The organism is Gilliamella sp. X-57, assembly GCF_057063565.1.
Map to the genome: position 1 here is coordinate 17343 of NZ_JBXSQI010000028.1, position 13546 is coordinate 30888.

The window sequence follows — 13546 nt, forward strand, 5'->3', positions numbered from 1 at the left end:
TGATTATTTTTTATCGTTGATAAAATTACATCACACTTAATGCCCTTGCTGGATCTAGTTGGATTAGCTCTTGTTGTAATAACTCAACTAACTCTAACAAATGTGGCTTGATTATTTCTTTAGATTTTGTTTTTTGCTTGATTAATCGCAATAAACATCGCTTAACCTCAAACAACAATTCTTGCTCCCACTGTAATAATGTCAAGGATTTTTGTTGATTATTTAAACCAATAAATAGCTTTAATGCAATATCTTGCTTACCAAGCTGATCTGCAACTCTTGCCTGTGTATATTGCAATAAAAAGCGTTGTTTAGGGGAACGTAACAATGGCAAGTTTTGTAGCCAATAAAACGCTTTTTCTAAACTTTCGGCATGAGCTAGCTCTAAAGCTTGTTTTTCAATTTCATTCCAATCATCATCAGCAGATACTGCAATGGGTTGCATACTGTCACCTTCATCTAAATGATGAATACGCGCATTATTTGCAATCCAATCTAATGTTTCATCATCAGCAAATGGCATACCATTTTCAAAAAATAGGTGTTCAACACCATTTAACCGCTCTAACATTAAACCAATATCGGTTAAATAAATATCCGCCCATGATTGATAAGGCTGTCCCATTTTTTGTAACGACATTACCGTTGCCCGTTGCAAATCTAACCAAAAATGATTAGCGCTTTCCATAAAAGCAGCTTCGACACGTTCAAAAAGCTCTGACCATTGTTGTTGAAGAATTAAACGGCTAATATGCTGTTTAAGCTCTGTTCTTGGGGCCGGTAGTCGTGTTTTTCCCCGATGATCAGCAGGAGGTAAATCAATAATCGTATCCCATCTCAGCACCCTTAAAAAGCGACCAGCGGCAAGATAACCATCAGGCTTTTCACGCAAAAAAGTCGCCATTTTACGGGCCAGATCGAGCAAATCACGTTGAGAACCAATCTTCATTCCAGTTATATTCTTAGGTGAATCTAATTGCGAAGAAGGTTCTGGAGCTACCGAAGTGGCTTGCGCAACATTGGCCGTTTTAGTAGGTTGACTTATGCCATTATTAAAAAAGTGAACTAACGCTGACAAATCGGGGGAATCAATGGGTTGATTAGGATCATCACTAACAAAAAGTTTTTGGCAACAATGATCAATTTGATTTAACGCAACAATAATACGCGTCAAGCAAAGTTCAGGTATAGGGCGTAATTGAGTAAGTTGATCAACAAATTTTGCATTAGCAAGCCATTCTACCGCATTTTTACGAATATTATGCCGTGAAGGATAAATTGATGAACCAAATTTATCCAGTAACCCAGCTAACAGCTCAACACCATCAGCAAAGCCATCCGCACCATCGATATATAAGCGTGCCAAACAATAATAAGTTGCAACACGAATATCTTTACTATTTTGTTTTAATATTGTTTCACTTTCAGTAATAATCAGTGGGTAATCAACCCCTGACAATTTTGCGATCTCTTCTTTAATTTCTTGGAATGTGTCGTGATAGGTTAAATCCTCGCCTGTAGGCTTGTCTGGTGCAATGGGTTGCAACCAGTCATTCCAACGTTGGTTTAACTCCCTTGTCACAGATTGACTAGGGGTTTGTTGCCCTAAAAAACGGCTTAATAATTGGCTAAACATAATAATAATCCAATATTTTATTTTAATTAATTGTTATTCAAATACCGTTTTCGGTAAAGTAAAATTACGTAACTTCAATAATGTTAACGGACCACCCCCTAGCTGAGTACGTAAAATAAATCTTAACTTACGTTGATCTGGCGCTTTCCAAACAATTTCATAACGACTTGAATCCAACGGTTTGACAGAAGCTGATCCAAGTAAACGGATCCAAGCCCAATCACCACTATAGTATTGATAAAGCCGTAATCCTGACGTATCACTACTCCAGCTTAGCTGTGAATAAGGTGAGTATCCATCGCCTGGCCAATTAAAGCGTTTCCAAGTAGGAGACTGGTTAAAATACTCCAGCTTTTGCTTATTAACCACCAATTCTGTCCGCGTAATTTTGCTACCACTACGCGGCATGATATCAAATGATAAAGCGACATCCCCTGTTGTGAGCAGTTCTGCCGATAATTCATTAAATAATTCTAACGCATCAAGAAACTTAGGTGAAAAATTAAGACCTTGAGCACTGACAGAATTTATAACCCAACTTCCACCTTTCTTTTCCAATACTCCACTTAGCTCACTGGTGATAAAACTATCAATAATTCCTGTATCAGCACGTAAAAAACGGGCTAGCTCAGCCAATGATGCTTCGTTGTCACTATTTTTAAAAGGATAGCGACCAGCAAAAGATTTTTCCCATTGACTAACAATATAATTTTGCCAAACCTCATTAAAACTATTGGCTGCTGGTGCTAATACCACTTGCCATGATTGTTCTAGCGGTCGTTTAAATAAGCTATAACCAAATCCAGACCACTCTTCACCTAAATTAGCGGCAATTAAGTTTCCATAATCTCGCGTTTCGGTTAAATCAATCGAAGTACCTTTAAAAACACTTTTCGCTAATCCCTGCATCATCGCTTGGGGATCGGCACTATTGGCTATATTTTGTAATTTTAAACGAACTTGAGTAATGCGTAACAAATAGGTCTGCAAAGAAAGTCCATTCGTATTGTTATTATTAAGCAAACTGGTAACAGGTAAAAATGTTGCTGTTAATGGTCCAGAGGCCTCGTTATTTATCGGCAATCCTGTCTTTGATTTATTTCCAATCAACTCTTGGGCAGAACGAATTAAATTATCGGATAAACCATCACCTGAATAAGCAACTTCAGACTGATACTTAACCACGTTGAGTAAAGCAATTAAAGGAGACTGACGAGTATCAGCAAGTAATGTAAGTTGCTCAATAACATCTGAAACATTATTAGATGAATGCCACTGAATTGTATTTAAAAAGTTTAACCATGCAGCACCATATTCACTAAAATAACGGTCGGTTAGTTGTTTTTTTAACGTATCAGGAGAAATTGAAGCCGTTAAATCATTTTCTCCATCACTCAATACCCAATCAATTTGTTCTTTTCGATATTTTGCCACCTCAGCAATTTCATCTTTAATAGTATTATCCCAAGCTTTGCGGGTATAAACGCCAGGAATCTCGGTATCCGTTGAAAACAGCATTTGACTGTCTAACCCTTCCAGTAACTGATTCAAATTTTGATTTGCATAATGCTGGCTCGCTCGTTGAATCATCTCTTGATAAAGTGTATTAACAGCATTTTGTACACCAATTTTATTAATTAAAATTTGTCTAACGTCTTTAACCAAACGAGCATCATTACTTTGCGCCCAATCAGGATGTAAATTAAGCATCTGTCCCCAAAAACGAACCAAATCAGGCATAAGTCGTTGCCAATCACCATCACTCACACCTTCTGGCGCTCGCCATTTAGTTGTAGCAAACTGACTCAAATAAAGCCCATCACTCTTATCTGGGTATCCCATCATTAAATAGGCTTTTAATACATCATATGCAGAATCAACTAATTTTTCCCGACGAGGATCACCTGGTGGTAATTCAGTTAATAAGTTCAAATAATCGGTCATGATATTATGAAATGGCGTAGCAATATTACGTGAATTTGTTGCACGATAGGTAAGCCACATTCTTTTAAGTACCTCATCATTATGATTTAAGCCAAAACGATTAAATAAGGGCGCACCATGTTGTTGACGATAAAGTAACTGCTCTAAATGCTGTTGTAACTGCTGTTGTATTTGCAACCGTGCAGTATAATCTTGTTTAATGGAATCATCAGCTTGCTTAACAAGTTCAAAACTATCATCAATAAGCGATGCATTTCGAAAATACGAAGTACACAGCGCTATACACATTACGCCCATAAGTGAAAGTAGTGCATAACAAGACCAAATATCCCATTGGATCCCCATGCGTCGCCCCATTTGTGAATTAGCATCATCTCGAATTGATTGCCATGTAGGAGTCATGGCTAAAGAATGCTCAAAAATGGGCATATTTTCATTATTTGACTTTGATTGAGGAGGAGTAAAAAAGAGTCCTCGAACATGAGGAGAATAAGGAAAAGCAATTAGAGATGTTAAATAACGTCTAATATTCGTGATATCGCGCTTAACTAAATCCTGACTTAGTTTGAGCAAAAACGAATAACAAGTATTATCTTTAAGTTGTCTTACGCCTCGTTGACTACACTCTTTTGCTAATTGATTAAGAGACACAACAACCGATTCCATGTCCTCTTGTTTTAACTCAGTGAAAAGCACGCCAACACTCTGCTCTACCCGCCCTGTTTGTGACCATTCACACAGCTGCCCCGCAACTAAATAAAGCGGCGCAGACCATTTTAAAACTTTATTACGAGCTTGTAGCTTTAATACCGCCTTTTCAAGCAATAATTGTTGTTGGCGGTTATCATTAAGATAATGCTTAGGCGCAATCCAAATAACTGCATCAAGCGGTTTGCTAAAAAATGGTAAAATACGCGAGAAATATTTTTTTAAGGTTTCTAACCATTGTGTATTTGGCTCATCTTGAATATCGCCACCGTACACCATGAGTGTATTATCAGACAATTGCCATTGATCTTGTGACAAATTAGGTAATAAATGCTCAACGTCAGAGTGATGACCCAAAACTAAACATTTACAAACTTTATAACGCCAAAAAAAGCCATAACGATATCGACACTGTTTTTGAATATCCAGAAATTCAGCAAATGGAATGACTTTTCGTTGTTTTTGCTTTTTATTTTCTGTTGGGTTAAGTCCCTCACGCTTAGCTTTTTCTTGATTCCATAATTTGCATCCCATTGTGAAAATAGCAGGTAAACATAACAAACCTAATAGCAGTAACATTACTTGCACCCAAATGGTGGTTTTTTCCTTCATTGTGTCATAACCAAACTTATCACCAAAAAAAATAAGTGCTAAGGTTAATAATATAGCGCCTAAAAATATAAGCAAAATATAACCAATGTTTTTCCATTTATTTTTCATTTATTATTCCCCATTTACTGCTGTTACGACTGAAAGCAACCATTGATTTTGGTTTATTGCAGCAATTAAATTATTTTGTTTTGTTTGAATTACCGTTTCGCACGTCAATGCTAGTGAAAGCCAGAAAGAAAATTCTGTTTGATTACCAACAATACTTTCTAATTGATACATCTGTTCAGGCGAAATTTCCCATTCAGCCAACTGTTTAGTAACATCTACTTGTTTTTTGTTATCAAGATTTGAAAACCAAAGTTGTTTTATCTGATGAATGGCTGGTTGGGTTTCGGCCATCTGCTGAACGCCTAAAGGCATATCCGAGGTTATCATTGGCCTTAAAATTTCACTTTTTGCTATGTCAATTGCTAAATCTTGATAGTATTCCTTATCCATCAATAAAAAAGCACACAAGAAAGCCGTTCCTGAAGAGTTAGTGTTATTAATAATAATTAAGTGTATGGCTGATTGAGGACTATCAATCCATTCCCTTAATTTATCAATATCACTATGATTCATAACATGGTGGGATACTGTATAAGGTTGTGCGATTTTTACACGACCACAGACATCATCAAACTTATTTTCAATAAGACCATGTGATTCAGGTGACGAGTAAACAATAACATTGATCGGCTCTTTAATAGGAAGTTGAGGTAACACATCTCGCATTGACAAAAATAAACTTTCAATAGATTCAATCAAATCAAATTTTTCTTCAAATGCTAATGATTTATTAATTTTAGAAGTCGCATCTGGATTATTTGTCAAAAGGTCTTTTAATTTGAGTTCATTTGGTAAAATATAGAAACTATCAAGAACAACTAGTGATTGCATTGCCCAATTTTGCCAATTTTGCTCAATATTCTTTTGTTCATGTAGCCATAGTTCATATTCTTCTTGTGCCAGCCCATAAAGATAAAGCCGAATACTAAGTGCAATGCTCTCTATTACGGTCGAAATCAATATAATGCTTAACCAAAATTGCCATTGCAAAAAATAATTGTTATCAGTCCACATTAAAGCAAGCACAATACTTGAAATTAAAATCAATACGATAAAAAAGAATAGCCACCATCCACGATGTAATGCTTTAGGCGCTTTTAAGGTATCAATGATGATAGGTTTAGGCCAAGACATAATATTATTCCATTATTGCAGAGTTAATTGTAGAAAGAACTTTACAGCCACATTCACATAAACACTGATCAATGACCACAAGCTTACCATCAAAAAAGCCCATTTTAGCCCCTTCAATAATTTTATTTATGCCATGACCTTTTTTAGGACAACTGACAAGATCACCAATCAAAGCGACAGGTTTTCCTTCAATTATTGTCGTTGAGGATGCAGATATGACCGAACCGCCATGTGTTGTTGGATCGCCTAATCGAACCACATTTTTACCCATTGTTTTATTCCTTCATTTTTTATGTTTATGATTTATTGACTAATGTCTAAAGTTTTTATATTTGAATCGATTTTAATTTTCTATAAAACAATACATTCCTACTTGTCATAAACTTATTGCCTAAACTTGATAGAGCCAACTTGGTTGATTGATTTCCTCTATGTTTGCAACTTAGTTTACATTTTCATTTTATATTTACGCGATATCTTATCAGGAATTAAAAATTACTCTAATTACCATTTTTATTAATCAATATATAAAGATATCTTGTAGAAAGAAAATCTTTCACTATCAAATGTTATCTGCTTTAAAACTAACTTTAAATAACAGCTACCTTTATCATTTACATCTCTTTCTTTTTATTGTTAACCTCTATTCCCTTTTTTGCTAAGTACGCCGGCTTATAGTAAAAAGATATCATACTTCCCCTGTGATTTAGGTCGTCTAATATCTAGATCGACGACATCATTATATTGGGCGGAATATTTTCTCTGCACGAAGAAATTGAGCAAAACATTACTTTTTTATTATATATAAATTAATATTATAGACATCTTACCAATCTAAAAAGCATAAAAATTTACCCCCGTAAATGTAACATGTGTTGCTTAATTTTTTTATATAATATAATATAAAAAAATCCAGAGCACAAAAGTATCCTATCCAAATATCAGCAAAAATATTATCATCCAGCGTAAATTCACCAGATAAAAACAGAAGAATTACTATAAAAAATACATACAATAAAAGCTGATCTTCAAATTTTTTGAATATTGATTTTAATACGTTAATCTCTTGTTCTAGTAATTAAATAAATTCATCACCCAAGCAGGGTAACACCGGTGGCGTGGCATGATGTCGCCAAGATTTGTCGACCATTTGAATTGTATAAAAGGTTTTTAGGCTCATATTTTTATCGCTCTTAATTTGTATTCTGAATAGAGAATATTCATCAGGATGATTTTATCGTCAAAACGGCATTGCCACTCTTTTGAGGTTCGATCGTTCAAACAGATCTCATCACTAATCGAACCAAAACCTAATGATGCAATATCAGGTGTGCTCGCCAGCTTTGATAACGTATTAATATAAACCTAATATTAGGAATAAGAATTATCCCCAACGTCAACAAATCTGAGGGAATTTACCAATCCAAACCACCATTATAGATTGTGCTGTTTTAACTCAGCAATACTATCTAATTTATTGGGAATGAGTTGATTGCTATAGTTTTGCTTATATTCATCTAACAATTACTATTACTTATTTTTCATGGGATAGCCTATAACACAAGGTAGATATCGTTTAACGCTATTTGTTTAATTTTTAATATAAACACTGCCACCGTCATCCCGACGTAATAATGTCCATGTAATATCGGTATAGGTTTGCTTTGTATCGCTATCAATAAAAGGTTCAACGATGTATCCACCGATTAGTTTGCGGTGCTCAATTTTACCGTCGATATTGGTTGAATAAAGCCCTGTATGGGGGCATAGCTGACCAGTTTGAATGCTAATACGTTGTGCTGAATTGATGCTAATAACTTTTGCAGAAACATCTCCATTATTATCGAAATTATCCGTTGCTGTAATACTGTCAAAACGGCATTGCCACTCTTTTGATGTGCGATTATTAAAGCGAATTTCCCCATTGATTGAGCCAAAACCCAATGAGGCAATTTCAGGCGCTCGCGCTGGTTTTAATAGCGCGTTAACGTTGACATAGTGCTTAGGGTAAGGGTTATGGCTTACATCGCCCAGTTCAGGAACTTCGCCAGCCCGAATAACAACCCCACCCTTGTACGGGTAAAAGGTAATGGCTTCGTCTTGATTGCGTTGTTTTAATTCATCAAGGCTACCTAATTTATCGGTAACCAGCTGATCACTAAGGATAGTGAGCCAGTTAATGCATTTAAAGCCGTCTCTTAAATGTTCATCTGCTTCATCGTTTGAAATATCAAGCCCTAAGTATTTATGTGCTAATTCATACTCTAAATATTGATAATCATAATACTCATGGCTATGTTGAATACCTAATCCAAAAAAGCCATGCATAGGCTGTAAAATTTCGCTGATTTGACGTATTAACTCCACAAGTGAGTCCACACCAAAACTTTTAAGCTCATTAATTGGTAAATAAAATTGAACATTACTAATTTCTTTATGTAACTCTTCATACCATTCTGCTCTTGAATATACATTAAGCATATATTCTGGAACGAAGTCTATATTATTAACATTACTCCAATAAAAACAAATATTATCTGCTCCTACCCCATTAATCTGATTAATTTTTTCATATAGTGAAGTTTGTTGATAAGGGAATAATTTATTAGGATCACCATCAATATAGCCAAATTGCAATTTATCCCCCCAATACTTATCATAGAGAGATAACACTTGACCGATAGCTTGGCGTTTTTCAGGTTTATAGGCTTTATCTAAGTAAAAACAGCCAACTAATCCCGTTTTTATTGCATCTTCAATATTATCAGGATCTAAATAGTGACCATAGGTAAACTTATTATAATTTTGCTGATATTCGTCTAGTAATTGCTGTAATTTATCTTTCATGGGATATCCTATAACACAAGGTAGATATCGCTTAACGCTATTTGTTTAATTTTTAATATAAACACTGCCACCGTCATCCCGACGCAATAATGTCCATGTAATATCGGTATAGGTTTGCTTTGTATCGCCATCAATAAACGGCGCTACTTTATCTCCGTTGATTAATTCACGGTACTCAATTTTGCCGTTAATGGTTGCAGAATAAAGCCCAGTATGGGGGCAAAGTTCACCTGTTTTAATGCGAATGGGCACAGCTAACCCCGTTTGGTCGGGTGTTTGCTCTATTTGCTCATCTGTTTTCGGTAAGTCGGTTGCAGTGACATCATCAAAACGGCATTGCCACTCTTTTGATGTGCGATCATTAAAGCGAATTTCCCCATTGATTGAACCAAAGCCTAATGAACCGATTTCAGGTGCTCGCGCTGGTTTTAATAGCGTGTTAACGTTGACATAGTGCTTAGGGTAAGGGTTACGGCTTACATCGCCTAGTTCAGGAACTTCGCCAGCCCGAACAACAACCCCACCCTTGTACGGGTAAAAGGTAATGGCTTCGTCTTGATTGCGTTGTTTTAATTCATCAAGGCTACCTAATTTATCGGTAACCAGCTGATTACTAAGGATAGTGAGCCAGTTAATGCATTTAAAGCCACCTCGAAAGCGCAAATCACTTTCAACATTTGAAATATCAAGCCCTAAGTATTTATGTGCTAATTCATATTCTAAATATTGATAATCATAATACTCATGGCTATGTTGAATACCTAAACCAAAAAAGCCATGCATAGGCTGTAAAATTTCGCTGATTTGACGTATTAACTCCACAAGTGAGTCCACACCAAAACTTTTAAGCTCATTAATTGGTAAATAAAATTGAACATAGCTTATTGATTTATGTAACTCTTCATACCACTCTGGCTTTGAAAATGTTTTAATTAAATATTCAGGGGTGAACTCCAAATTATCAACATTACTCCAATAAAAATTTAATGTATCTAAAGCATATTCGTTAATCAATTCCAGTTTTTGCGCTAAACTAAACGCTTGATAAGGGTATAATTTATTCGGGTTGGCATTAAAAAAACCATGTTTAAGTTTATCGCCCCAATGCTTATCATAAAGCGCTAACACTTGACCGATAGCTTGGCGTTTTTCAGGTTTATAGGCTTTATCTAAGTAAAAACAGCCAACTAACCCCGTTTTTATTGCATCTTCAATATTATCAGGATCTAAATAGTGACCATAGGTAAACTTATTATAATTTTGCTGATATTCGTCTAATAATTGCTGTAATTTATCTTTCATCATTTATCCTATTAATTTAGACTAGCTTAACTGCCTATAGTTACATTAATCTGTTGTTGGTTCATCGCCAGGCGTAAAATAGTAGTAAAACTGTTGTCGATAAGGGTAGTAGTGAATTAAATTTTTATTTTTGTCCACCCTTACTTGCTCTCTATTTTGTTTTGCTGAAGTCGAATCATCCTTAAATTCAATAAGGCTATCTAATTTATGAAAATGATATTTTTGCTGATAGCGATAGTCAATTTCAATTAGGCGATCATCTTCGTACTTTAGCCTTTCTTGCTCGGTAATTTGGGCATAATAGGTAACTTGTTGATTCGGCTCTAATACATAATTGTTTGTTTGGGGTTGCTTAGCGGCCAACGGTAGCGAGGCTGTTGTCGCTGCTGCGGCCACAGTGGTTTTTGTTATAGGTGAAAACTTAATAACTTCAGCCCCATTGCGAACAACTGATGTTGTCGCCCCCATTTCAGGAATCGATGCTACTAAAGGTGCCGTGCTCATTGCGCCTATAATGGAAACTCCTACTGCCGCTAATGGCGCGTTAACAATCGCTTCATGCAGTTGTTCATAGCGCTGCACAGCTTCTACCGCTAGTTCCATATTATAATTATCTGGAGCCAACAATTGTGGGCGGCTGTACTCAAACTCTTGCTGGTTAACCCATTTTATAATGTGTTTTGATATCGCATCATATTCTTGCTTCATCTGTTGTTCAATGGTTAATGCTAGTTTAGTGTTAGTCATTGCCTTTTCGCCTACAATTGCATATAAGGGATCTGCTTTGGCATTGGCGAGCATCTCTTCTTCCTCTTTCCCTTTACGTCGACGAAATTCACACTGCTTTAAGGTCATTAAGCGAAATTTTTTAATATCTCCATTTGCAATTTTTAAATAATCTTCACGTTGTTCTTCACTAAGACTATCACCAGGGAATTTTATCTCAATAACGGTATCAATATTATCAGGGTGATATCCTGCGGCACCTAATAATTGGGTGTTCTTTTTCTTTATGACATCTGGAATGCGAATCATACCACGCCCATTGGGGAACCGTTCTTTTGCAACATCAGGGTTGATGGTTCGATAAGCTTCAACAATATCATTATCACCACTTCGCTTTAGCGATAATTCGTTTTCAAGTGTGGTTTTATCTACCATGGGGTCAACCACGTCAACCTCACGAAAATCAAATAAATAACTTCCTTCAGGATCGCCGTATCTATTCAGTTCACGGTATTCACGGTAGATCATACGAAACTTCGATAAGGGATATCTACTAGGCCTAAATGGCTCTTTATTACTGGTAAGTGGTACTGGTGGTTCTTTAGTCATATTGTATCCAACTTCACCACAGTAAGGAAATTTATACTCAGAGTTTTCAGCATCTTGCCTAATCCACATTGTCACTTGCCGTTGATAGCGTGGTGTTCCGTTTTTTGCAATGAATGGAAATTTTTTCGCTGCTTCCATTTTTTGGCATAAATAAACAATATCAAAAGGATGTGTTACAGGTAGTACGGTTCCTGATGTATCCTTTTCTGTAGTAGCTGACAGACTACGTCTGGATGTTGGTCTTGCCCTTGGTTTATCAATCATTGTTGTCATTTTTATTATCCTAAACATCATTAAAATCAAACTGAACAATTTTACCTGTCGCGATATGTTTTGCCCTGAAAGTATTTTTAGAGCTTTCTTCTTGTGCTGAACCTGTAATGGTTTGCGGTTCATCGGTAAACACACGCTTTGTCCGACCTTGAGCATCGGTTATACCTGTCAGTGTTTGTCCATTTACTTCGATTTCATAGGGATAAAAAGCTAATGGTTCACCCGTTTCATGATCGGTTAATATAAAGAATTCACTGTAACCATTAATGCCCGGCAAATTAACATAAGGAATGGATAATGTCGCCGTTCCCATCTTCTGCATCACATTACATTTAAGATAGATATTATCCTGTGTGCCAAGTTCGATGCCTTCACTGCTGATTTTGATATAAGAGCCACCGCAAATAAGCGTGAGATTGTCTTTGGCGGTAAGGGTCACCTTGCCATCCACGCTATCCACTTTGATATCTTGCTTGGCAGCCATATTGAGGTGGGCGTTTTGGGCTTGCACTTCAATATCGCCTTGGTTGGCAAATAGTTTCATGCCCGCTTTTTGGGCAAATAAGCCAATCGCCTCGCCCGATGAAACAGTGACATTTTTTAAAGCGTTAATGTCGGTTTGATGTTCGCTGGTTAAGGTCAGGCTGTTAGCTGTTGTCAGTTGAATATTTTCAGGGCTGGTTAGAGCTATGCCTTCTTGCGCATAGGCTAAAATGCCACTTTGGGTTAGCTGAGTTAAGTTGGCTTTAAGTTGGTCTTGGCTGTCGGTATCGGCGCTGTGTGCCTCGGACTGGTTGGCAGCATTTTGTAGGGCTTTGGCAATGGATAAGGCATTTTCAATTTGGGCAATGGCCGCTTGCATATCGAGCTGTTTGCCTTGCGCTTTCGGCTGGGTTTGGGTGGTTAAGTATAAGCCTCTATTAGCGGCAATCGCCCCCCATTCGTCGGTGCGCAGTTCAAAGCCCTCACCACGGGGTTGTTTTTTTTCGTTAACTAAGTGACCTAGGTTAAGCTGAGTTTTGCCGTATTCGGTGGCCAGTTTGATATGCTCTTTCCCGCGTTTATCATCCATGCGCAGTTTGTTATTAGCTGGGGTGCGAATCACATTGCGGTGTTTGTTAATGGTGGTGATAGGGTCTGGGTGAGCACTGTCATGCATCGCATGGGCAATATATGGCCTATCAGGATTGCCCTGCATAAAGGCAATGGCCACTTCAGTGCCGTCAATTAAGGGAAAGTGAAAACCATAGGTGTTACCCGCATAAGGTTTAGCTAAGCGTATCCACAAGCTTTCCGTGCCACTTTTCCACTCTTTCAGGTCAACATTAAATTTAACCCGATAGCGCCCTTGCGGGTCGATATAGCCATAGGTGTCATGATTAGGGCTGGTGACACGGGCAGGTAAAGTGCCACTGACTTGTGGCCAGCGTATGGGCGCGGGGCGATAGGGTTTTAAGGCTTGATAAGGAATGGCGGTAAAGGTGAGTTCATAGGCATCAGTGCGGTTACCCTGTCCCTGCACACTTAAAATAATGATACCGTCATTGATATCGGCCAGCGGACTGCCGTTGAGGTTAATCCATTGACCGGGGGCAAGGTTATAGCGGTTACTCTTACCTTTGAGGATAATTTGCTGGCTAATCGCCT

8 protein-coding genes are annotated in these 13546 nt (G+C 37.2%); all 8 read right to left on the minus strand.

The genetic code is table 11. The annotated features are described in order from the left end of the window. Positions 1-25: 25 nt before the first annotated feature. The gene (gene tssA, locus ACYIAL_RS11585; RefSeq protein ID WP_174796768.1) at positions 26-1636 is read right to left on the minus strand and encodes a type VI secretion system protein TssA; all 1611 of its coding nucleotides are present in this window, start codon (positions 1634-1636) and stop codon (positions 26-28) included. A gap of 33 nt (positions 1637-1669) precedes the next feature. Further along, positions 1670-5008 (minus strand): ImcF-related family protein, encoded by a 3339-nt coding sequence (locus ACYIAL_RS11590; RefSeq protein ID WP_483751759.1) that lies wholly within the window; start codon positions 5006-5008, stop codon positions 1670-1672. A gap of 3 nt (positions 5009-5011) precedes the next feature. Further along, complete coding sequence (locus ACYIAL_RS11595; RefSeq protein ID WP_483751760.1) at positions 5012-6142, minus strand: hypothetical protein; 1131 nt, start codon at positions 6140-6142, stop codon at positions 5012-5014. A 4-nt stretch (positions 6143-6146) separates the two neighbouring features. Then, on the minus strand, positions 6147-6413 hold the full coding sequence (locus tag ACYIAL_RS11600) for a PAAR domain-containing protein (protein WP_483748437.1): 267 nt from the start codon (positions 6411-6413) through the stop codon (positions 6147-6149). A gap of 1319 nt (positions 6414-7732) precedes the next feature. Beyond that, positions 7733-8989, minus strand: coding sequence for a type VI immunity family protein (locus ACYIAL_RS11605; protein ID WP_483751761.1), 1257 nt, complete (start codon positions 8987-8989; stop codon positions 7733-7735). A gap of 45 nt (positions 8990-9034) precedes the next feature. After that, entirely contained in the window at positions 9035-10291 is a 1257-nt protein-coding gene (locus ACYIAL_RS11610) for a type VI immunity family protein (RefSeq protein WP_483751762.1), read from the minus strand. A 45-nt stretch (positions 10292-10336) separates the two neighbouring features. Further along, positions 10337-11899 carry a VRR-NUC domain-containing protein gene (locus ACYIAL_RS11615; protein ID WP_483751763.1) on the minus strand — a complete coding sequence of 521 codons (1563 nt, stop codon included), beginning with the start codon at positions 11897-11899 and terminating at the stop codon, positions 10337-10339. A gap of 10 nt (positions 11900-11909) precedes the next feature. After that, on the minus strand, positions 11910-13546 hold a 1637-nt coding region (locus ACYIAL_RS11620; RefSeq protein ID WP_483751764.1), incomplete at its 5' end, for a DUF2345 domain-containing protein.